This is a genomic window from Vibrio sp. V23_P3S9T160 (assembly GCF_963886625.1).
Taxonomy (GTDB): Bacteria; Pseudomonadota; Gammaproteobacteria; order Enterobacterales; family Vibrionaceae; genus Vibrio; species Vibrio anguillarum.
In genome coordinates, this window is record NZ_CAWPDB010000147.1 from 1 (window position 1) to 23622 (window position 23622).

Here is a 23622-nt window from a genome sequence, read left to right on the forward strand (position 1 = left end):
TGGACGGCACTGAGCACAACGGCTGCGATGTGTGGATGCTTAAACAGCTGTAAATCATCGCATCTGCTTATACAAAAAATGCCTACCGAACGGTAGGCATCAAAAGCAGTTGAGATTTAATGCTTAAGTTTTAAAACTTAGAAGAAGTATTTTAGACGGATACGCATACCTAGATCTTTATTTTCTGTGTCGTCTACTTTCGAGTAGTAAGTACCTAGATAAACAGAGAAATCTTCCACATCCATCACATTAGCAAATTGGTAAGAAGCATAAGTGGTATTTACCTTCTCGCTAGTACCTTTATCAACATCACCATAGACATGACCTAGACCAAAGCCTTTAAACAGTAAGTTAGCACCGATGGTCGTATCTTCTTGTTTAGTTTTGTCGAAATCACGGAACGCATAGTTCACGTTGATAGAAAGATCGTTAGCAGAATAGTTAACTGTCGCGCCATAACCAAGGAAATCATTCGCAGCATCTTTATCATCTGCAGTCAGATTGGCTTCTAAACCAGCAGCAACACGAACTGAGTCAACGATCTGGTATGCAACAACTGGGCGTACAAATACGGCATTCTGATCCGCTGCAGACTCATTCTCAAATTTAGTTGAGAGTTCAAAATAAAGGTTATCTGCCGTTTTGCTAAAGCCAATTTGTCCGTTATCACCACGGCCACGAGCCTTATTCGCACGGTATACATCTTTATCCGCATTTGCGTATTCAAGCATAGTATCTTGGCCAACAGGGAACAAATCAAACGCTTCATAGCGGCCTACTTTCAGTTCCCAGTTATTCGCTTGACCAAATGCAATCCACGCATCATCAAGTTCAACTTTACCCGTTGTTTTAAGTAAAGGTTGTGCTTGTGCTTTGATATAACGGTCACCACTCACACTGCGCTCACCAGCGATTTGAACCAAAAGGCGGCCATCTTGATTTAGATGTTGCTTGTCAGTGGCATTTTTATCACGAAGGTTGATATCGAACTCAACATCACCGCCGATTGAGAAAACACCTTGTTCACCTTCAACACTGATACCTGCGTTTGCTTGTAGTGCGGCTGAAATTAGAATTGCGGCAAGAGAAAGTTTACCAGAGGTAGCAAAATTCATTTTTTATACTCCATCGACCTTATGGTCATCATTATCATTATGTTGGTGCTTGGCACCTTGAATCTCATCCTGAGATATAGACAATAAAATTAATGAGTTAGGCTCACATTCACCGGGGGAAGTAGCACGCTACTTTGGTAATCATGAACAGCTCAATCTCTTTATTGCTCAGCAACCACTGCTTATGTATTCCCTTAACGTTGCTGACGGGGATGGAGTTTACATTCACCGAATCAATGTAAAAATAGATCAATGTCACATTGGGAATCGTTCCCATGAATGGGTTGTTGATAAGTTTATATAAATCACGCTTTTGCAAATAATTCACACCATAAATTAAATGTTGGCACGAAAATTATGTGAAGTAGACCGAAATTTCACTTCACAAAATAATAACAACTCAAGATAAAGGTTGCTTTATCAAATTATTAACATTCTAGAATTGGGGATGGAAAGTAAAAACGATGCGAGATTTGACCATAAATTGAAGCACTGCTGTTTGATGGTGATGGCTTTGCTTAAAATATTTCAATTTCACGTCCGAAACCGTCAACGAATATAGTGAACATAGGGGGGGGTTACCCAGTTTCCGCTAGGGCGGCGATTTGGAGCGACACGCGAGGTTCGCTTTCTTTTGGACTAAAAGCGTGATCTCAACCTTAGCAAGGTTGCTCTAAAACGATATCGTTGGTTGTAAACTGGCAGTGAGACAGAGATGAAAAAGCCCCAGCATTTCCGCTAGGGCTTTAATTTGGAGCGACACACGAGGTTCGCTTTCTTTTGAACTAAAAGCGTGACCTCAACCTTGGCAAGGTTGCTCTAAAACGATACCGTTGGTTGTAAACTGGCTGTGAGACAGAGATGAAAAAGCCCCAGCATTTCTGCTAGGGCTTTAATTTGGAGCGACACACGAGGTTCGAACTCGTGACCTCAACCTTGGCAAGGTTGCGCTCTACCAACTGAGCTAGTGTCGCATACTGCATAAGCAGTAAAAAGATGGTGCCCCGGGCCGGACTTGAACCGGCACGACTCGAAAGTCGAGGGATTTTAAATCCCTTGTGTCTACCAATTTCACCACCAGGGCACGCAATTCTGCATTGCGATGCTGTTTACAAAATTTAGTAACACCATCTTTAGATACTGAACGTTAAGTTCAACACCTCAAAATTTGGAGCGACACACGAGGTTCGAACTCGTGACCTCAACCTTGGCAAGGTTGCGCTCTACCAACTGAGCTAGTGTCGCAATGGAGGCGCGTCCCGGAGTCGAACCGAGGTCCACGGATTTGCAATCCGCTGCATAGCCCCTCTGCCAACGCGCCCCTGTAACATCAAGGGGTTGGGTTGTTTCTTCCGTTCCTCTCAAGTACGGGATGCATTCTACGCATTCGATTCGATGAGTCAATATTATTTTTTTAGTTTTTAAATCGTTTGGCTATTTTGCATTCAAAAAGGACAAAATTTGGTTAATTTGATAGCAAAATTCACCACCTTTTACACGAGATAACTGTGCTTTAACTGAAGCAATAATGCATGTTGTGAAAGGGATTGTAGAAATTGGAGGAACAAAAAACGGGCCTAAGCCCGTTTCTTAATGATGTTCTGCATTGAGGAGGTCGTCTTTAGCTGCCGCCAAGTATTGAACCATTGACCAATAGGTCAAAATGGTGGCGATGTATAACGCTGCATAGCCGACCCACACCATCCAATCATCATGACGCCAAATCAGTACCCACAATGCAAACATTTGGGTGAGCGTCTTAACCTTCCCAACCCATGAAACGGCCACACTGGCTCGTTTACCAATTTCCGCCATCCATTCTCGCAACGCAGAAATGATGATTTCACGGGCAATCATTGTCACGGCTGGAATCGTTATCCAGAGACTGTGGTAATGGTCGGTGATCAAGATAAGAGCCGTCGCAACGAGCACTTTATCCGCTACTGGATCGATAAAAGCACCAAAGCGAGAGGTTTGCCCAAGTTTTCGCGCAAGCATGCCATCTAACCAATCGGTAAAACCCGCAACCCAAAACACCATTGCCGCAGCAAAAGGGCCCCAGCCGTAAGGCAGATAGAAAACAACGACAAATACTGGGATAAGGAAAAGTCGTAATAAAGACAAAATATTAGGAATATTCAAACGCATATTTATAGGCTCTTATCGATTGCGCGGTTATGTTGCGTTATTTTTCTTATTGTTTCAATGCTTGATAAATGTTTTCAGCTAAAGAATGGCTAATACCGGGCACTTTGGCGATTTCTTCAACAGTGGCTCTTTTTAGCTCTTGCAGCCCTCCCATATATTTCAGCAGTGCTTGCCGGCGTTTAGGCCCAACCCCTTCTATGCCTTCCAATGTACTGGTACGCCGTGTTTTACCTCGTTTGGCTCTATGCCCAGCAATGGCGTGATTATGACTTTCATCGCGAATATGCTGAATCAAATGCAAAGCTGGCGCATCACTTGGCAGGTTAAATTCATCGCCATCGGTTGTAATCAACGTTTCTAGCCCCGGTTTGCGGGTAACGCCTTTGGCGATACCAATCATCACCGGTCTTTTCGGCCAATCTTGCCAATGGCTAGAGATGATCTGCAAAGCTCGATTCAATTGCCCTTTACCACCATCAATGAAAATGACATCGGGGATTTTTTCCACGTCAAGCTGCTTGGAATACCGCTTATCTAACACTTGTCCCATTGCAGCATAATCATCCCCACCAGTAATTCCCGTGATGTTATAACGGCGGTATTCTGGTTTAACAGGCCCTTCTTGGTTAAATACCACGCATGAGGCGATCGTACTCTCTCCCATGGTGTGCGAAATATCAAAACACTCCATACGCTCTATGCTATCCAACCCTAAAACAGCTTGAAGTGCTTTAAAGCGCTGGTTGATCGTCATTCTATGGTTAATTTTAGCCGTTATTGCGCTCAATGCATTGGTATTAGCCAATTTTAAATATTGAGCACGCACACCTGTTGGGCTGATGTGGAAAGAAACTTTACGCCCGACCAGGGTCTGTAAGGCATCTTGCAGCGGCTTTTCATCCTCTAGCAGACCCGCATTTAAGATCACTCGACTTGGGATCGTACGCGCTTCATTGTGACTTAAATAATACTGTCCTAAAAAGCCATCAAACACCTCTTCTTGAGTCGTGTTAGCCGGAATTTTAGGAAAATGGCTACGACTACCCAATATTTTACCTTGGCGGATCATCAAAATATGGATGCAAGCGATGCCATTTTCTTGGGCAAATCCCAATACATCCATGTCATCCATCGTCTCTTCAGAAACAAACTGTTGTTCTTGGACTCTTCGAATGGCTTGGATCTGGTCTCTAAATTTAGCGGCATTTTCAAACTGCAGTGCTTGGCTGGCTTGTTCCATTTTTTGCACTAATGTTTCAAGTACTTGGTTATCTTTGCCTTGCAAAAACAATCGAACATAATTAACCAATTCAGCATACTCTTCATCCGCAATGATATGACTCACACAAGGTGCAGCGCAGCGGCCAATTTGATACATCAGGCAAGGACGAGTCCGGTTGCTATAAACGGTATCTTCACATTGTCTTACCGGAAATATTTTTTGGATGAGGTGTAACGACTCTCGAACCGCACCAGAATCAGGGTATGGACCAAAATACTCACCTTTGCGCTTTTTCGCGCCCCGGTGCAACGACAAACGAGGGTGCTTATGCCCACTAATAAAAATATACGGGTAAGATTTATCGTCTCGCAGCAGCACATTGTATTTAGGCAAATATTGCTTGATGTAATTGTGTTCAAGGATCAACGCTTCCGTTTCAGTGTGAGTAACGGTGACATCAATTTTATCGATATGGCTGACTAACGCGCGCGTTTTCTCACTGTCGATTGTTTTTCGAAAGTAACTAGAAAGGCGTTTTTTGAGGTCTTTGGCTTTGCCAACATAGATGATATCAGCCTCGGCGTTATACATTCGATAAACGCCGGGCTGATGGGTAACGCTTTTAAGAAAAGCGACCGAGTCGAACAAAGAAGTCACTAAAGCGTCTCGGTGTCTAACATTCCGTGTCGAATAGCTAAATGGGTCAGTTCAACATCACCGCTGATCGCTAACTTACTAAACAGTCGATAGCGATAGCTATTTACTGTTTTGGGGCTAAGACTAAGTTGCTCGGAAATATCCGTCACTTTTTGCCCTTTGGTAATCATCATCATAATCTGCAGCTCTCTTTCCGAGAGATCAGCAAATGGATTGTCAGAAGCTGGCGAGAATTGGCTTAATGCCATTTGCTGTGCGATTTCAGGCGAGATATAACGCTGCCCGCTATTCACAATGCGAATCGCGTTGACCATTTCATCTGGGCCTGCACCTTTGGTTAAATAACCCGCGGCTCCAGCTTGCATCACTTTGGTCGGAAATGGATTTTCCGTATGAACCGTTAACACGATGATTTTCACATCTGGATTAAAGCGCAGAATTTTTTTTGTCGCTTCCAAACCGCCGATACCAGGCATGTTCATATCCATTAAAACAACGTCGACATGATTACTGCGACACCATTTTACTGCTTCTTCACCGCTGTCAGCTTCCCCTACTACGTTCATTCCACGGACGTCTTCAATAATACGTCGTATCCCTGTGCGAACCAGCTCGTGATCATCTACAAGGAAAACACTTATCAAACTTGTATCTCCACACTCATCTATTGGCTCTGCACCCACTGAATCGTGGATAGCAGCATCGCGGCCCACATTAATTAGCTCACAATTGGAAATTAACTCACAATCGGGTAATTAACTTAACATTGGTTTTTACTCACACTGAATATGTGCTCAAACCCCAAATTTGGCAAGTACTTATTTGTTCGGCTAATCATCCAATGAGAATCCATTAACAAATCAAAAGCTTAATTATATTAGCAGAGATGCCGCACGACTTTTACATGATTTTTTTGACAAATTTGAACCTAAACATAAAAATGCAACCAGCCTCATAAAAATACAAAACCAAAACAAATCATAAAGTTAAAATGCATACACCATACCAATTAACGGTTATTTGATCTCCATCGCCCGCTTACTCACCTCACTGAAATTCGTTATTTACCTCGTAGCTCTGATATGATGCCCTCCCCCAAGGTTACGACTATTTGGATTTATTACGCTTGGTTATTCAACACGGTTTTTTACTTACTCGCCATGCAAGAGACCTTCATGGCTCGACTCATATTGAGTTGTGGTTGAGTACGCCTCAAGGTCCAACCCAACTGATTATCCGTGGTGAAAAACCCGTTTTCTTCATACCACAGAAAGATGTGCCACAAGCGCAAAAATTAGCGTTAGAGCGGCAGCTCTCTATCGAATTAAAAACATTGGATTTGGAAGATTTTGAACATACCCTCCTAGCGGGTTGTTATTGTCAAACGATTCAAACGCATGCTGAGTTTTCGGCACTACTAAAGCAACATCATATTCTAACGTTAGAAGATGATATTAAGCTTGCCGACCGCTTTCTTATGGAGCGTTTTCTTAAAGGCAGCATTGAATTCACTGGACGGCTTACCCAGACGTTTTCCCATTCAAAAATAGAACAGGCGAAATGTCGACCGGGCAACTATCTTCCTCATCTGAAAGTGGTTTCGCTGGATTTAGAATGCTCTGAAAAAGGCATTCTCTACTCGATTGGTTTTGATAGCCCAATGGACAGCCGCGTAATCATGATTGGTGAGCCTGAGCCTTGCGATACCCCAATTCAATGGGTGAAAGACGAATACGCATTGCTCAACGCTCTCATCGATTGGTTCACTGAGTTCGACCCTGATGTAGTAATTGGCTGGAGCGTGATTGATTTTGATTTTCGCTTACTCCATAAAAGAGCCGAGTGGCATAAGTTAAAACTTGCGATTGGTCGCGGCAAACAGCACAGTTTTTTTCGTAGTTCAAACCAGAGTCAGCAAGGGTTTATTACTATTCCCGGGCGAGTAGTGTTGGATGGAATTGATACATTAAAAACAGCCACTTACCAATTTCGTTCTTGGTCATTGGAATCAGTATCAAGGGAGCTATTAGGCGAAGGAAAAGCGATTCATAACGCCCATGATCGGATGGATGAAATCAACCGTATGTTTAAAAAAGACAAACCTTCACTGGCGAAATACAACCTGCAAGATTGTGTGTTAGTGAATAAAATCTTTGAACATACCCATTTGCTGGATTTCGCCATTGAACGTTCCCGTCTCACGGGTGTGGAGCTAGATCGCGTCGGCGGTTCTGTCGCCGCCTTTACCAATCTCTATTTACCTCAATTGCATCGCGCGGGTTACATCGCACCTAACTTACACTCCGAAAATTGGGTCGCAAGCCCCGGAGGCTATGTGATGGACTCCATCCCTAACCTCTACGACTCTGTATTACTTCTTGATTTTAAAAGCTTATATCCCTCGATCATTCGTTCATTTTTAATTGACCCACTTGGCTTGATTGAAGGGCTAAAAATTCCGCTTGGTAAAGAGGATAACCAAGCGGTAACGGGATTTCGTGGCGGTCAATTTCACCGCACCAAACATTTTCTTCCAGAAATGATCGAGAAATTATGGGCTGCGCGTGATGTGGCGAAAAAGAACAATAACAAAGCCTTTTCACAAGCGATAAAAATCATCATGAACTCTTTCTACGGGGTGCTTGGATCGTCAGGTTGTCGTTTTTTTGATACTCGTTTGGCGTCCAGTATTACCATGCGCGGACACGAGATCATGAAGCAAACTAAAAAGTTAATTGAGGCGCAAGGCTATCAAGTGATTTATGGTGATACCGACTCAACCTTTGTCTCTTTAGGTGGTCAATATTCACAGCAGCAAGCGGATCGCGTAGGAAAACAACTGGTTGAACACATCAATCAATGGTGGACGACCCACTTGCGTGAAGAGTACCGATTGGAATCGATGCTGGAATTGGAATACGAAACCCACTACCGAAAGTTTCTGATGCCAACCATCCGAGGTTCAGAAACGGGGTCAAAAAAACGCTATGCGGGATTGATCGGTGAAGGCGAAAACGAGCGGCTAATTTTTAAAGGGCTTGAGAGTGCAAGAACGGACTGGACTCCGCTCGCACAACGCTTTCAGCACCAACTTTATTCGATGATTTTTAATGGTGAAGACCCTGCGGCGTTTATTCGTGAAATCGTTGAGCAAACTCAAACCGGTCAACTCGACCATGAGCTCGTGTACCAAAAACGGTTGCGTCGCAAGCTGCATGAATACCAAAAAAACGTACCACCACAAGTAAGAGCCGCACGACTTGCTGATACGATAAACCAGCAGTTAGGCCGACCATTGCAATATCAAAATCGAGGTCGTATCGAATATCTCATCACACTGAATGGTCCTGAGCCTAAAGAGTATTTAAAAAGTCCTATCGATTATCAGCACTATATCGATAAACAATTGCAGCCAGTCGCAGAAGCCATTTTGCCTTTTGTTGGCTTGAATTTCGAACAGCTCAGCCAGCCACAACTTGGGTTATTTTAAGAAGTACGACGATCTAGCCAGCGGTTAACCAATCCGAAACTCTGTTTTTTGATACTGCTTTGCAAGCCATTGCCCATAACTGTCTAGAATTCCAATCACTGAGCGTTTGGCGATCACTCGTCCAGAGAGCAAAATACCCAATCTCTCAATGTCGATTTTTTTCTCCGGATGATAACGTAAAAACTGCTGCCCGCATTCGATAGGATCATCAAACCAATTTTTGTCACGATACATAATCAAAGAATAACTGGCGCGCAGTAATTTCTTGGCAATGGCTACTTGCGCCTTGCTCTGTTCGCTTTCAGAACTGGTTTTTGCAATTTTATCACGATAAAAAAAGACCCAATCTGCGATGTCCATATTCCAGTGTTTAGCTATTTCCCAACTGGGTTCGAAATCGCCAAAGCATTCCGCCAGATCATCACCCAAGATACAAACGCAACAATGGCGCAACATAAATCCCCACGTAAAAATGCTCTCTAAAGTGGCTACCTCGCTCACGAGTGCAGTTTTGATCGAGACTTCGGTGATATGTGGGAAACTTTTCTGAAATCGCCATTTTATCGTATTTAGTAACGTTGCTCGTTGCCCGGAGAAATCACGGTGCGTGACCAACACTACATCCAAATTGGAGCGCCCATAACGCGCAGTTCTGCGCGCCACACTGCCATAAAGGTAAAGACTATGTAGATTGTCACCTAACCCGGCACGCAGAAACTTGATGAGATCATCGATAGCCGCTTGATATTCAGCCTGAAAGGGTTGTTTTGGGTCAATAACCGATAAATACATAGCAAAAAGCGTTAGTTAATTTAAGAAAAAGTACACGCGGTCATGTTCTACTATGCAAAGCAATCAATCAAGATATTCCTTTTCGAAAACGGCAAGGTATAATGCGCCGAAACTAAGTATGAAGGAAAAATTCCATGCCAAAGGCGAATGAATTAAAAAAAGGGTTTGCTATTATTTCTGGTGGCAAGACGCTATTGATCAAAGATATCGAAGTGACCACTCCTGGTGGCCGTGGTGGTTCTAAAATCTACAAACTACGTTGTACTGATTTGAACACTGGCGCTCGCGTTGATGAGCGTTTAAAAGCCGATGACTTTGTCGACACCGTTGACATGAACCGCCGTGCGGTTTCGTTTTCTTATGTTGATGGCGATGAGTACATCTTCATGGATAACGAAGACTACACTCAATTTACGTTTAAACAGGCGGATATCGAAGATGAGCTACTGTTCATCACTGAAGAAATCCAAGGTATGTATGTGGTTGTCGTTGACGGTGTTGCGGTAGCACTAGATGTCCCTTCATCTGTTGAGCTTGTGATTGAAGAGACAGATCCTTCCATCAAAGGTGCTTCAGCTTCTGCGCGTTCAAAACCAGCACGTTTAAGCACTGGCCTTGTTGTGCAGGTTCCTGAATATGTCGCAACTGGCGACCGTATTATTATCAACACCGCTGAACGTAAATACATGAGCCGAGCATAATAATGTCTGATTTGATTTCTTACGACGATGCCATTGATGCGGCTTACGACATCTTTCTTGAAATGGCACCCGATAATCTAGAACCTGTTGATGTCATCCTGTTTACGGCACAATTTGAAGACCGTGGCGCGGCTGAACTGGTTGACGTTGGTGATGATTGGGTTCAACACGTGGGTTTTGACGTCGATAAGGAAGCTTACGCGGAAGTATTGATCGGTCTTGTCAATGAAGAGGACGACGTACTAGACGATGTGTTTGCAAGAATGCTCGTCAGCCGCGACCCAGACCAAAAGTTCTGCCACATTCTGTGGAAGCGTGACTAACCTCATTACTGTTGCTGCGTTTTATAATGAAATCGTCGTGACACTGTCTTGAGGCAAACAGCAATAACGCCAATCGTGATTGATTGGCGTTATTATTTTTAAGCGTGATCTTTTTCCAGAGCTTTCTCTTCAACCAGTTGATAGTGAATTACATACAACTGTTCAATATTGGGATAAATGTCTTGAATCACCTCTTTCAGTGTTGTGAGTGACATATTTTCTTGCTCTGCATGGTAGTGGCTTAATTCGCTAAATAGGATCGGTTCAACCTTATTGATTAACAAGCGGCAGAACTTTCGTCCCTCTTCCAACGTACTCACCTCGACAATAGAGCCAACTTGGTAGTGCTTTTCGCTCTCATCACGAATGGTGATCACTTTCTTTTTCGCCAAAATATCCGCTTCAAAACGAGCGAAAAAAGTCATTTCTGTTGGAGCTGTCATCGCATTTTCTCTTTATTATTTAAACCACAAGTTACCATTTACAACACAGGTTACTATTTACAACACAAGTTACGACGCCATCTTACCGTGACACTGACCCTTTGTCGTCGATAGCTGCTTCACCAATTCACAGTTTTGGCCGATGATGATCGCAAAGCCTTATCTAAATATTGCATTTCCCAGCGACTTCGTTAATTATTTGTATACTCAAATAAAACTCATCATGCCCATGTCAAGCTCACCACTTTATAGACAAATAAAACAATTTATTTTAGATAACATTGAATCCGGACACTGGCCTGTCGGCCAACGCATAAGCACCGAGCTAGAACTGACTGAGCAATTTAATGTGAGTCGGATGACGGTGAATAAAGCGATACGGGATCTGGTGGCTGATGGAAAACTGCAGCGCCGACCAAGGCTAGGTACTTTTGTTTGCGCTGTAGAAGACAAAGCGGAATCACCGCTACTTGATATTCGTAATATTGCTGACGAGGTCGCTAGCCGAGGGAAGCAATATCGCAGTAAAGTCTTAAAGCAACTTGCGTTAACAGCAGATGAAAGTGTCGCTATCAAACTCGGCGTCATGCTAGGATCTTCTGTTTTTTATAGTGAAATCATTCACTTTGCTAATGACACTCCGATACAACTGGAAGTGCGTTGGGTCAATAGCCGCTACGCGCCCCACTATCTTGAACAAAACTTCTCGTTCATGACGCCCAATCAATATCTTTCACAAAACTGCCCATTAAGTGCAATTGAGCACACTGTTGAAGCCATTATTGCCGATCATCACATCAAACAATTGTTGCAGTTGGCCGTCAATGAACCCTGTTTACTACTCAATCGCCGTACTTGGAGTGGCGATAAGTTAGTCAGCTCTGCACTGCTTTATCACCCGGGCTCGAAATACAAATTAACCTCTAAAGTGATGCTCGATTAACGCTACACATTTCAACATTCGATCACACTTTTGCAACATTCATCTTGCACCGCCTGCGCTTTTGCCTTATTTATTTGTATATACATTTAAATCAGCAGCGCACTAAGCGATAACGGTGACAATAAAGATGGATCTAATACTGACCAACGCGCGTATCGTCAGCATGGAACAAGGAGAGCTTGGCTATCAGCCTAGCTCTCCTAAAACTGTGGTGATAAAAGCGGGCAAAATTGACGCCTACTTTGATAGCCACATTCCCATCACCGCCGCGCCAGAACACAAAGTCATAGATTGCCAAGACAAGCTTATCACTCCGGGGTTGATAGATTGCCATACTCACCTTATCTATGCCGGTAACCGCGCCAATGAGTTTGAAATGCGCTTGCAAGGTGTTCCCTACCCAGCGATCGCCAAGCAAGGCGGCGGTATTTTATCAACCGTCCACGCCACCCGCACCGCATCCATTGACCAATTGGTTGAGTTGGCATTACCAAGGTTAGAGGGGTTGCTGCGTTCCGGTGTCACATCCGTTGAGATCAAATCGGGCTACGGTTTAACGCTCCATGATGAGATAAAAATGCTCAAAGCGGCTAAGCACCTTGAGGATCATCGCCGCATTAAAGTCGTCACAACACTGCTCGCCGCTCACGCCATTCCACCAGAATATCAACACCGAGCAGACGATTATGTTGAGCATATTTGTCAGGAAATCATCCCTCTGGTGGCCGAACAAAAACTCGCTTCGAGCGTCGATGTGTTTTGTGAATCGATTGGTTTTACGCTGGCACAAACAGAAAAAGTGTTCCAAGCCGCAATTGCGCATGGGCTGCAAGTGAAAGGTCATACCGAGCAATTATCAAACCTAGGGGGAAGCGCTTTAACCGCCCATTACCAAGGTTTGTCTGCCGATCATATCGAATATTTAGATGAGCAAGGTGTGTTTGCACTCGCCCGTTCCAATACCGTGGCAACCTTGCTACCCGGTGCTTTTTATTTCTTACGTGAAACCCAACGCCCACCGATTGATTTACTGCGTCACCATCATATTCCAATGGCCATCGCAAGTGATTTCAACCCCGGTACATCGCCGTTTGCTGACCTCACTCTTATTATGAATATGGCGTGCACACTGTTTGGCTTAACCCCCCAAGAAGCCTTACGAGGTGTGACTCAACATGCTGCGCAAGCGTTAGGTTTTGCTGATTCTCGCGGCAAAATTGCCACTGGCTATGATGCCGACCTCGCCATTTGGAATATTAGCCACCCAGCCGATTTAAGTTATCAAGTAGGCGTACCGCGTTTGCATGCACGCGTAGTTGACGGAGCATTTACCTATGAATAACCCTACCTTTAGCAACACTCAGCACTGCTTCGAGTGGCAAGGCCGTCACGATGCCGAAGATGGCGAGTTAGGTACACGCGTTCACCATCAAACTCAACGTTGCACCGTCAATACGCTACCCATTCAACAAAACCAAGATGAGAAAGCCATTGCCATTATCGGTTTTGAATGCGATGCAGGGGTGGCCCGCAATAAAGGGCGCATTGGCGCAAAACAGGCCCCCGATGCCATTCGCCAAGCGCTGGCCAACATGGCTTGGCATAAGCACTCTCGCTTTTTTGATCTGGGCAATATTCGCTGTATTGATGATGAGCTTGAGCTGGCTCAGCAACAGTGCGCTGATGTGATTGCCCATACGCTTAAACAAACGCCCGTTATCGTACTGGGTGGCGGTCATGAAGTCGCTTGGGCCACGTTTCAAGGCGCAGCGCAATATCTGAGTCAACAAGCCATCAGCCAACCACGGATTGGGATCATCAATTTTGACGCACATTTCGATTTACGTGCTTTTGAGTCAGAGATCGCTTCGGTGCGACCTAGCTCGGGCACTCCCTTTAATCAAATTCATCAATGGTGCGAGCAAAATCAATGGCCATTTCATTACGCTTGCTTAGGTGTGAGCCGAGCAAGTAATACGGCGGCACTGTTTCAACGAGCTGATGAACTGGGCGTTTGGTATATGCAAGATAATCAGTTTTCAGCACTAAGCCCGATTGATCATCTGCGTGAACTGCAACACTTCATTGACCAGTGTGACTATCTCTATTTGACGATTGACTTAGATGTCTTTCCAGCTGCAACGGCGCCGGGAGTCAGCGCCCCAGCGGCACGTGGCGTAAGTTATGAAGCGCTTGCCCCTTATTTTGACAAAATTTTCTACCACAAAAATAAGCTGTTAATTGCCGACATTGCCGAATACAACCCGCAATTTGACCAAGACAATCAAACTGCTCGTCTCGCGGCAAGGCTGTGTTGGGATATCGCCAATGCCATGACCGACGATTAATCGCTACACCTCACTTAACCCGATACTGGCACCATAACAACAATAGCGCCACATTGTGAAACACAAGGAGTCTCAACATGACGCAACCCCATACTCAAGAGCAACGTCTTGATACCACGCGCACCATTCGCGCCCCTCACGGTACAACACTTCGAGCCAAATCGTGGTTAACCGAAGCGCCACTGCGCATGCTCATGAACAACCTTGACCCAGACGTTGCAGAGCACCCACATGCACTTGTGGTGTATGGTGGCATTGGCCGCGCGGCCCGAAATTGGCCGTGCTTTGATAAAATTGTTGAAGTGCTTGAACGCCTTGAAGAGGATCAAACGCTCTTGGTTCAATCAGGCAAACCTGTCGGTGTTTTCCCGACGCACAAAAATGCACCACGTGTGCTCATTGCCAACTCAAACCTTGTACCACATTGGGCCAACTGGGAGCACTTTAATGAGCTCGATAAGCAAGGTTTGATGATGTACGGTCAAATGACGGCTGGCTCATGGATCTACATCGGCTCACAAGGCATTGTACAAGGTACTTACGAAACCTTCGTCGCCATCGCTAAACAGCATTTTGCTGGTAGCGCAAAAGGCCGCTGGGTATTGACTGGCGGCTTAGGTGGCATGGGCGGCGCTCAACCATTAGCGGCAACCATGGCTGGGTTTTCCATGATTGCGGTCGAGTGTGATGAATCGCGCATCGACTACCGCTTACGCACTGGTTATGTCGATAAAAAAGCCACCAGTTTAGATGAAGCCTTGGCGATGATCGATAGCTCGGAGACACCGATTTCTATCGGTTTGTTAGGTAATGCCGCCGATATTTTTCCACAGCTAGTTGAGCGTAATATCACCCCCGATGTGGTGACAGACCAAACCTCGGCCCATGACCCACTCAATGGTTATTTACCCTTAAATTGGAGCATGGAACACGCCGCTCAAATGCGCACTCAAGATGAAAGCCAAGTGGTCAAGGCGGCCAAAGCATCGATGGCCGTCCAAGTTCAAGCGATGTTAACGCTGCAAAAACGCGGCGCTGCCACACTCGACTACGGCAACAATATCCGCCAAATGGCTCTCGAAGAAGGAGTGGCAAACGCTTTTGACTTCCCAGGATTCGTACCAGCCTACATTCGCCCACTGTTTTGTGAGGGGATTGGACCTTTTCGCTGGGTCGCCCTGTCTGGCGATCCCGAAGACATTTATAAAACCGATCAAAAAGTGAAAGAGTTAATCCCTGATAACCCTCATCTACATAACTGGCTAGACATGGCGCGCGAACGCATTCAATTCCAAGGCCTACCAGCTCGCATCTGTTGGGTGGGTTTGAAAGATCGCGAACGTTTAGGCCAAGCATTTAACGCGATGGTGAAAAGTGGCGAGTTAAAAGCGCCAGTCGTGATTGGTCGCGACCATTTAGATTCCGGCTCGGTAGCAAGCCCAAACCGTGAAACTGAAGGTATGCTAGATGGCTCAGACGCTGTTTCCGATTGGCCGCTGCTCAACGCACTGCTCAATACAGCCGGTGGCGCAACTTGGGTGTCACTCCACCACGGCGGTGGCGTAGGTATGGGCTTTTCTCAGCACTCTGGCATGGTGATCTGCTGTGATGGTTCAGATGACGCAGCGCAACGCATTGCGCGTGTTTTACATAACGACCCAGCCACAGGTGTCATGCGCCATGCTGATGCAGGTTATGACATTGCGAAACGCTGTGCTAAAGAACAAAAGCTCGACCTGCCAATGCTCAACCATGAACTCGCGCAACTGAAGTAAGGACAAAAAAACATGTTAAATCTTGTTATTAAACCGGGCCAATTGAGCTTAAAAGCACTGCGTCAAGTAAGCCGAAATCCGGTCACCGTATCACTCGACTCCAGCGCGATAGCGGGTATTGAAGCAAGCACACAAGTCGTTGAGCAAGTGATTGCCGAAAATCGTACTGTTTATGGTATCAACACGGGGTTTGGCCTACTTGCCAATACTAAAATTGCCCCTGAAGATTTAGAAACCTTGCAGCGCAGCATCGTGCTTTCACACGCTGCGGGCATTGGTAAATTCATGGCGGATGAAACCGTTCGCTTGATGATGGTACTCAAAATCAATAGCCTTTCCCGTGGGTATTCTGGTATTCGACTTGAGGTGATCAACGCCTTGATGACGTTAGTTAATCACCAAGTCTACCCCTGTGTTCCACAAAAGGGATCGGTTGGCGCATCGGGTGATTTAGCGCCTTTAGCACACATGAGTACGGTACTGCTCGGCGAAGGGCAAGCTCGCCACAACGGCGAAATTATCTCTGGGCTGGACGCGTTGAAAATCGCAGGGCTAACTCCTATTACTTTAGCGCCAAAAGAGGGGCTCGCGCTGCTCAATGGCACACAAGCTTCTACCGCATTTGCACTAGAGGGGTTATTTGCCGCAGAAGACTTATTTGCCTCCGCCATTGTGTGTGGTTCGATGTCGGTCGAAGCGGCGCTGGGCAGTCGCCGCCCGTTTGATCCGCGCATTCATCGCGTTCGCGGTCATCGCGCGCAAATGGACGCCGCCAGCGCTTATCGCCACGTACTTGACAGCCGCAGCGAGATTGGTGAATCCCACACCGCATGTGAAAAAGTGCAAGATCCGTATTCACTGCGTTGCCAACCACAAGTGATGGGCGCGTGCTTACAGCAAATTCGCAATTCGGCTGAAACGCTAGAAGTGGAAGCCAATGCCGTTTCCGACAACCCTCTGGTGTTTGCAGACGATGGCGACATCATCTCTGGCGGCAATTTCCACGCAGAGCCCGTCGCAATGGCAGCGGATAATTTGGCGCTAGCGATTGCCGAAATAGGTAGTTTGTCAGAACGACGCATGGCGCTCTTGATTGACAGCGCGCTCAGCAAGCTCCCGCCATTTTTAGTGGACAACGGTGGCGTTAACTCTGGCTTTATGATTGCGCAAGTGACGGCGGCAGCGCTAGCCAGTGAAAATAAAACGCTCGCCCATCCGGCTTCTGTTGACAGCTTACCTACTTCGGCCAACCAAGAAGATCACGTGTCGATGGCAACGTTTGCTGGTCGTCGTCTGCGTGATATGAGCGAAAACACGCGTGGTATTTTAGCGGTCGAGTATCTTTCTGCCGCGCAGGGGCTCGATTTCAGAGCGCCCAATAAATCCTCCGCATTGGTCGAACAAGCGAAACAAATCCTGCGTAAAAAAGTTTCGTTTTACGATAAGGATCGCTACTTCTCGCCAGACATTGAACAATCCAATACCTTGCTAGAACTGGCGGTACATAACTCTCTCATGCCGGAAAATCTTCTCCCTAGCTTATAATGTTACGCTATTGAGCCTCGCTCTCTGTGAGGCTCTTTTTACTGATTGGACCATTCATCGAGTGGAGTTGACTTATAATCGCGTCAGTTTTGGCTATACAGCGTACATTATGTCTCTTACATCTTATTTCTCTCATCAAGATCAAAAATTCCAGTTCACTCGCCAACAAGCGAGTCACTTTGCTAAAAAAGTGGCGGGAGATTTCAACCCAATCCACGACGAAGACAGCAAGCGTTTCTGTGTTCCGGGCGATTTGCTCTTTGCAGTATTGCTGCAAAAAGAAGGCATTAGCCAAAAGATGCGTTTTGATTTTTCAGGCATGGTCAGCGATGGTATTGCACTGCACATTGAAAATAAGTGCATGAAAGAGAGCGCTCTTGTCGATACTGCCGGCAAAGAGTATCTACACATGAGCCGTGAAGGCCAAGTAAGCCACAACACCGCATTTATCGAACACGTTGTGACGAGCTATGTGCAGTTTTCTGGTATGAACTTCCCGCACATCATGGTGCCATTGATGGAAGAAGCGCAGATGATGATTAACTGCCAGCGCCCATTAGTCATCTATGAAAGCATGGAAGTGGAATTTGAACGTTTAGACCTCACTTCACCTGAAGTTGAGTTTTCTGGTGCGACGTTTGATGTTGACGGTAAACGTGGCATTGTCACGCTTAACTTTGCCTTTAAAGAAAACGGTCAAATCGTAGGGAAAGGGGTAAAGCGCATGGTAGCCAGTGGCCTGAAACCTTATGACCAAGAAGCAGTCGATGACTTAGTTAATCGCTTCAATGAACGTAAAGAGATGTTTTTAGCTCAATTTTCAAAAGCAGCCTAACCGTATTCTTTTCACTATGACTTGATCTCTTCTGCTCATTATCTAGAACCATGTTTGTTGTATAGATTGCCGCCCCGCTATTCTTGCGGGGCTTTTGATTTCGGATGCCTTACGACATTCAACTATATCCAGCGCCTGACACGCTGCTTGTAATCGACATACTCTTCGCCAAAACGCGCTTCCAGCACTCGCTCTTCTGGATAAATCTGAAAACGATTCATAAACCACACAAATAAAAATGCGACCACGAGGCTCAACCCATTGAGTTGCCAATAGGCCACACCAAACAACAGAAAAAATAGCCCCAGATACATCGGATTTCGCGAATAACGGTAGATACCGCTATCCACAATACACGATGTCGTTTCTGGTTTGGTTGGATTGACCGTGGTTTTCTTGCGACGAAATTCGTAAATCCCCAGTAAACCAACGATGCCAGATAAAACAAAGCAAATCGCAAAGACCACTCGAGGCAGAGGTAAAGCGAGGCTTGCAAACTCAAAACTGTATGAGATACGATGCATCAACAGTAGCGCCACAATAAATATCGCCACTGGGGGTATTTTCAGTTCAAATTTTTCCATGCTGCTCCACCTGACTGTGCTTCGCTCCAAACCAATATCGACAGTATAGTAAAAAGCCCAGTAAGGTCTGGGCTTAGGGTTTACAACAATGCCAGTAAAGCTTGTAACGGATGCTTTGGTTTTACCTGTTCAAATCGTTTCACTTGACTACGGCAGGAATACCCTGTGATCAAGCAACGCTCTTTGGGCAGTTTTTCTAAACTTGGCTTCCAGCTTAAACCATAAATATCTTTCGACATCTCCAGCTTATCCTTTTCGTGGCCAAAGGTTCCAGCCATGCCACAACAACCAACTGGCACCGTTTTTAACTGAGAACCAAAATGGCTAAATATCGCGCCCCACTCTTTTTCTGCATTCGGTAGTTTGGTCTTTTCCGTGCAATGAGCAAACAGATACCAAGGCGCGTCACTGTGGTTTTGGTGATGGTTAAACTCCGACAAACGTGGCAACAGCCACTCATGAACGGTCAACACATCAAACTCACCGCGCTTATCACCAAGAATTTCGTTGTACTCATCACGGTAGCAAAGCACTAACGCTGGATCGACACCGACCATCGGAATGTTGAGATCCGCTACCTGCGACAAAAACGCAGCGGTGTTTTTCGCAGTGGTTGTGAATTGCTTTAAAAATCCTTTGATATGCTGCGCTTTACCATTGGGTTTGAATGGCAACAGTATCGGATTTTTGCCTAATTTGATCAGCAATTGCACGAAATCTTCAACCACCTCAGCATCGTAATAACTGGTGAATGGGTCTTGAACGATAATCACATGTTCAGCGCGATCTTGCTGTGACAGACCAGCGAGACGCTGCATATCAAATTTCACCACCTGGCCTGCGACACGCTTTGCCAACGTCGGTACCGAAAGCAAGGGTGCATCAACGTAACCAACGGTTGAAGCGGTGAGGCTTTGTACCCATTTCTGAGCCAACACCCCGTTCACCACTTGCGGAGCCTTTGCCATGACTGGTAAAAGCGTTTCAATATTCGCGACGAGATAATCCTTAGCCGGACGCTGATAACGTGAGTAGTAGATATTTAAAAAACGAGAGCGAAAACTCGGCACATCCACTTTGATTGGACATTGGCTGGCACACGCTTTACACGCCAAGCAGCCGTTCATCGCTTCATACACTTCATGTGAAAAATCGTACTCGCGCGATTTATTGAAAGAGTTACGCACGCGATCAATCATAGTTTTGATGGTTGGGTTTGACTCCAACACTTGTTTCTCTAGGTCGAGAATATCCACACCCTGCTCGGTAAGTTGGCGTAACCATTCACGCACCAAACCGGCGCGGCCTTTCGGTGAGTGACGACGATCCGCCGTGACTTTCATCGACGGGCACATCGGCGAACTGGTGTCATAGTTAAAACATAAACCGTTACCATTACACTCCATCGCCTGTTTGAAACTGTCACGGACCTTCACATCGATTTGACGATCAAAATAGCCGCGTTTGGTGTCCGTGACTTTGACCAATTCAAAATTGGTCTCAAGTGGCGTACATATTTTGCCGGGGTTCATTTTATTGTGCGGGTCAAAGGCTGCTTTAACGCGTCGTAATTCAGTAAATAGCTCCTCACCAAAAAACGCGGGGCCATATTCGGAGCGATAACCTTTGCCATGTTCGCCCCACATTAAACCGCCATATTTTGCCACCAGCTTGACTACCTCATCAGACACTTCATGCATCAGAAGCTCTTGCTGTGGGTCACACAAATCCAAAGCAGGACGCACATGCAGCACGCCGGCATCCACGTGGCCAAACATGCCATAACTGAGCTGTTTGCCATCCAGCAAGGTACGGAATTCGCTAATAAAATCAGCCAAGTGTTGAGGAGGAACACAAGTATCTTCAGCAAAAGCAACGGGTTTAGCCTTCCCTTTGGCCGCCCCTAATAACCCCACCGCTTTTTTGCGCATGTTGTAAATCAGGTTAATGCTCGCCAAATCACTGCACACTTGATAGCCAATGATGCCCGCTTGTTCTTGCTCAAGCATCTGCTCAAGACGCTGCGTCAATGAAGCGACCTGCTCGGCGACCTCTTGCTCGCTTTGACCTGCGTATTCGACCATATTGATGCCTTGCATCTCTTTGCCCGGAACATCCGCTAATAACTCGCTGACGCTATGCCAAACAATATCTTGCTTAGCTAAATTTAATACTTTGGAATCGACGGTTTCAACCGATAACGCATTGGCCGCTACCATTAAAGGAGCATTACGCAATGCCGAATCAAAGCTGTTGTACTTCACATTGACTAAGGTGCGAGCTTGGGGGATAGGCGTCAGATTCAAGGTTGCTTCTGTGATGAAGACCAAAGAGCCTTCTGCGCCACAAAGTACCCGAGTGAGATTAAAGTGATCACCTTCTTCATCAAGCGCATTTTTAAGATCGTAGCCCGTCAGAAAGCGGTTAAGAGGTGGAAATTTCGCCACAATTTGTTCGCGCTTGTCACGGCATACCGCTTCGGTCACTTGCAAAGCATTCGCAGCAAAAGTACCACTTTCAGGCAAGCCTAATGAGAGATCCGATTCAAGTACCGAGCCATCGGCAAAAACGGCTTGCAGAGACAAGACATGATCCGACGTTTTGCCATATTTTAAAGAGCCCTGCCCTGACGCATCGGTATTGATCATGCCACCAAGTGTGGCTCGGTTACTGGTCGAAAGGTCCGGTGAGAAAAAATAACCTAATGGTCTGACCGCATCATTTAATTGGTCTTTCACCACGCCAGCTTGTACTCTTACCCAACCTTCATCAGCATTAATTTCAAGCACTTGGTTCATGTGACGAGATAAATCAACCACAATACCTTTGGTTAACGACTGGCCATTGGTACCAGTGCCACCACCGCGCGGTGAAAAAGTGACTCTCTCAAACTCTGGTTTTGAGCTAATCTTACCAATAAGTGCTACGTCATGAGTTGATTTGGGATGCACAACGGCTTGAGGCAATTGCTGATAGACACTGTTGTCAGTCGCAACAGCAAGTCGGCTAGAGTATTGTGATTCGATATCGCCGCTAAACCCCTCGTTTTCGAGTTGTTGTAAAAAGCTCAAAACGACGGGATCGACGTCCGTTTGGTGATGAAGTCTTGGTAACATTTGCTTCCTGCCCCTACTGCGCTGATCCAATCAGCTGTGGGTTAATGGTTATTTTGATATTAATCTTTGAATTTCGTCACTTTACAACATTTAAAAAGGTGATCAAATCAGAATCTCAATGCAAGAATGAATCTCTCTAAAAAGTCATCAGTACGACATTTTTCCTGTACACAACATTTTAGCTATATATAGTTAATTAACGCTTTATGCTTTATATATTGATATAGAGAGTTAAATACCGCTTTTAAACTGCAATGCACATTACGGATATCAGAATGAAAAAAAACAAGATTGTTACCACTGAAGATATTTTGCTTAAGCTTTGTCAATCAGTGTCAGGAGTGCTCAGTTCTGCAACGGCGACCAACATTGCTTACTCAGCGATGGTACAAAAAATCAACAAAACGTCACTAAAGCCAGATTTCGGCTGTTTCGTTTTGTTTGATGGTGGCTTCTCTGGGCTCGTTGTTATCAACTTTACGGCCAAGGCTGCGCTGGAAATTTACACCAGTTATATGCGCAACATGGGAATGCCAGAAGAAGAGCTGGCCGTACTGCACACTTCTGACGAGGTGGGCGATGTACTGGGCGAATTGATGAATCAACTCGTAGGCGACTTCACAAATAAAATCCGCAAAGAACTGCAAACCAACATTACCCAAAACCAACCGAAGATGCTGTCACTCAACAAACAGGTAATTTTGTCGGTGGATACTAATTTAGATCGTCCACAAGCACGCCGAGTTACCTTCTCGACAGAAAGTAATAATATTTTCTATCTTGAACTGGCAATGGATAAAACCGAATTCATCCAACTTGAAGAGTTTGAAGTTCAAGAAGATGAAAGCCCTGATTCAATTTTAGAAGCGACTCAACAAAAACTGTCTGCCAAAGCAAAAAATGACAAGCAAAACAACAGTGATGATGATTTGACAACAGATCTATTGGATGAACTTGGTATTTAAACCACCAACCTCCTCTCGACTCGCTGCCTGATTTTGGGCAGCGATTCTCCACTTCGCTTTCACTTCCAGCATAAAACCGCTAAAATGTCGGACTTTTCTGAAGTTGTAGAATTGTATTTGCGAATTAATGGATAAACAGAAAGCTCTAAAGAAGATCGCTAAATGTCTTGAACTTGGTAATTCCGCGAATGTGAATGAAGCGGCCAATGCCATCAAGATGGCGCATAGCCTGATGCTGAAGTATGGGCTTGATAAAGATGACATCGAATTTATCAAGATGGGCAAAACCCAATCAACCCATTTACTACCCGCATCGATCACCTCATCACTACTGCGAGTGATCCGCGGTATCAATACTAAGTTTGGTGTAGAAGCGGTGCTACTCAATCATAAAGGACTCAAACGTGTTGAGTTTATTGGTGAGGCCGATCGCGCTATTTTTGCCGCATTCGCTTTTGATATCATTTACCGAGAAATGAACGAGCACACAGGCCAATTTCGAAATAGTTTCGCGGGCAGTGGCACTTCCAGCATGGAAGTCACACGGCGCTTCATTTCATTGGTTGCGGGTGGGATTGAAGGGGAATTAAAAAAGCTTCCAGTAATCGCCGCCGATGATG

At 45.4% G+C, this 23622-nt stretch carries 19 protein-coding genes and 4 tRNA genes; 11 read left to right on the forward strand and 12 right to left on the reverse strand.

Going from position 1 to position 23622, the window contains the following annotated elements; all coding sequences use genetic code 11:
* Positions 1-137: 137 nt before the first annotated feature.
* The 8 genes from AACU59_RS13250 to uvrY all read right to left on the reverse strand — a co-directional run bounded on the left by AACU59_RS13250 (position 138) and on the right by uvrY (position 5786).
* Positions 138-1115, reverse strand: coding sequence for a carbohydrate porin (locus AACU59_RS13250; protein WP_019280933.1), 978 nt, complete (start codon positions 1113-1115; stop codon positions 138-140).
* A gap of 898 nt (positions 1116-2013) precedes the next feature.
* Positions 2014-2089 (reverse strand) — tRNA-Gly (locus AACU59_RS13255).
* A gap of 23 nt (positions 2090-2112) precedes the next feature.
* Positions 2113-2199 (reverse strand) — tRNA-Leu (locus AACU59_RS13260).
* An 85-nt stretch (positions 2200-2284) separates the two neighbouring features.
* Positions 2285-2360, reverse strand: a tRNA-Gly gene (locus AACU59_RS13265).
* A 2-nt stretch (positions 2361-2362) separates the two neighbouring features.
* A tRNA-Cys gene (locus tag AACU59_RS13270) sits at positions 2363-2436 on the reverse strand.
* Positions 2437-2705: 269 nt separating this feature from the next.
* Entirely contained in the window at positions 2706-3263 is a 558-nt protein-coding gene (gene pgsA, locus AACU59_RS13275; RefSeq protein WP_013856615.1) for a CDP-diacylglycerol--glycerol-3-phosphate 3-phosphatidyltransferase, read from the reverse strand.
* A 46-nt stretch (positions 3264-3309) separates the two neighbouring features.
* A complete protein-coding gene (gene uvrC, locus AACU59_RS13280; RefSeq protein ID WP_094144743.1) occupies positions 3310-5142 on the reverse strand; it encodes an excinuclease ABC subunit UvrC in 1833 nt (610 codons plus the stop codon).
* The gene (gene uvrY / locus AACU59_RS13285; protein ID WP_026028128.1) at positions 5142-5786 is read right to left on the reverse strand and encodes a UvrY/SirA/GacA family response regulator transcription factor; all 645 of its coding nucleotides are present in this window, start codon (positions 5784-5786) and stop codon (positions 5142-5144) included. Before uvrY ends, uvrC begins: the two co-directional genes overlap by 1 nt.
* A gap of 482 nt (positions 5787-6268) precedes the next feature.
* Between uvrY and AACU59_RS13290 the strand changes: the two genes are divergently transcribed.
* On the forward strand, positions 6269-8632 hold the full coding sequence (locus tag AACU59_RS13290) for a DNA polymerase II (RefSeq protein WP_047688341.1): 2364 nt from the start codon (positions 6269-6271) through the stop codon (positions 8630-8632).
* 24 nt (positions 8633-8656) lie between these two features.
* Here the strand turns inward: AACU59_RS13290 and AACU59_RS13295 are convergent, their stop codons facing one another.
* A complete protein-coding gene (locus AACU59_RS13295) occupies positions 8657-9424 on the reverse strand; it encodes a nucleotidyltransferase (protein WP_094124381.1) in 768 nt (255 codons plus the stop codon).
* 134 nt (positions 9425-9558) lie between these two features.
* Here AACU59_RS13295 and yeiP point away from each other — a divergent pair, with 134 nt between their 5' ends.
* Together yeiP and AACU59_RS13305 are read left to right on the forward strand one after the other, a co-directional pair.
* The gene (yeiP, locus tag AACU59_RS13300; protein ID WP_013856610.1) at positions 9559-10125 is read left to right on the forward strand and encodes an elongation factor P-like protein YeiP; all 567 of its coding nucleotides are present in this window, start codon (positions 9559-9561) and stop codon (positions 10123-10125) included.
* A gap of 2 nt (positions 10126-10127) precedes the next feature.
* Positions 10128-10448 carry an HI1450 family dsDNA-mimic protein gene (locus AACU59_RS13305; protein ID WP_017048043.1) on the forward strand — a complete coding sequence of 107 codons (321 nt, stop codon included), beginning with the start codon at positions 10128-10130 and terminating at the stop codon, positions 10446-10448.
* A 98-nt stretch (positions 10449-10546) separates the two neighbouring features.
* Here AACU59_RS13305 and yqfB read toward each other — a convergent pair whose 3' ends face one another.
* A complete protein-coding gene (gene yqfB, locus AACU59_RS13310) occupies positions 10547-10891 on the reverse strand; it encodes a N(4)-acetylcytidine aminohydrolase (RefSeq protein WP_010319023.1) in 345 nt (114 codons plus the stop codon).
* Positions 10892-11120: 229 nt separating this feature from the next.
* On the opposite strand from yqfB, the gene hutC reads away from it, so the two are divergent.
* The 6 genes from hutC (at position 11121) to AACU59_RS13340 (ending at position 18337) form a co-directional block, all read left to right on the forward strand.
* On the forward strand, positions 11121-11834 hold the full coding sequence (gene hutC, locus AACU59_RS13315; RefSeq protein ID WP_094163257.1) for a histidine utilization repressor: 714 nt from the start codon (positions 11121-11123) through the stop codon (positions 11832-11834).
* Between the two features lie 127 nt (positions 11835-11961).
* Entirely contained in the window at positions 11962-13176 is a 1215-nt protein-coding gene (gene hutI, locus AACU59_RS13320) for an imidazolonepropionase (protein ID WP_094145042.1), read from the forward strand.
* A complete protein-coding gene (gene hutG / locus AACU59_RS13325; RefSeq protein WP_094125741.1) occupies positions 13169-14182 on the forward strand; it encodes a formimidoylglutamase in 1014 nt (337 codons plus the stop codon). The genes hutI and hutG overlap by 8 nt, the downstream gene beginning before the upstream one ends.
* 77 nt (positions 14183-14259) lie before the next feature.
* Positions 14260-15957, forward strand: coding sequence for a urocanate hydratase (hutU, locus tag AACU59_RS13330; RefSeq protein ID WP_094125742.1), 1698 nt, complete (start codon positions 14260-14262; stop codon positions 15955-15957).
* A 12-nt stretch (positions 15958-15969) separates the two neighbouring features.
* Positions 15970-17502, forward strand: coding sequence for a histidine ammonia-lyase (gene hutH, locus AACU59_RS13335; RefSeq protein ID WP_094125743.1), 1533 nt, complete (start codon positions 15970-15972; stop codon positions 17500-17502).
* A gap of 109 nt (positions 17503-17611) precedes the next feature.
* Positions 17612-18337, forward strand: a complete 726-nt coding sequence (locus AACU59_RS13340) for a DUF3581 domain-containing protein (RefSeq protein WP_088733057.1) — start codon at positions 17612-17614, stop codon at positions 18335-18337.
* A gap of 122 nt (positions 18338-18459) precedes the next feature.
* Here the strand turns inward: AACU59_RS13340 and AACU59_RS13345 are convergent, their stop codons facing one another.
* Together AACU59_RS13345 and ydiJ are read right to left on the reverse strand one after the other, a co-directional pair.
* Positions 18460-18951 carry a methyltransferase family protein gene (locus AACU59_RS13345; protein ID WP_017042252.1) on the reverse strand — a complete coding sequence of 164 codons (492 nt, stop codon included), beginning with the start codon at positions 18949-18951 and terminating at the stop codon, positions 18460-18462.
* A 50-nt stretch (positions 18952-19001) separates the two neighbouring features.
* Entirely contained in the window at positions 19002-22037 is a 3036-nt protein-coding gene (gene ydiJ, locus AACU59_RS13350) for a D-2-hydroxyglutarate dehydrogenase YdiJ (protein ID WP_161437719.1), read from the reverse strand.
* 275 nt (positions 22038-22312) lie between these two features.
* Here ydiJ and AACU59_RS13355 point away from each other — a divergent pair, with 275 nt between their 5' ends.
* Both AACU59_RS13355 and AACU59_RS13360 read left to right on the forward strand, forming a co-directional pair.
* Positions 22313-23002 (forward strand): DUF3334 family protein, encoded by a 690-nt coding sequence (locus tag AACU59_RS13355; protein ID WP_026028133.1) that lies wholly within the window; start codon positions 22313-22315, stop codon positions 23000-23002.
* A 127-nt stretch (positions 23003-23129) separates the two neighbouring features.
* Positions 23130-23622: DUF2786 domain-containing protein (locus AACU59_RS13360; RefSeq protein WP_161437720.1), on the forward strand; the 493-nt coding region annotated here is incomplete at its 3' end.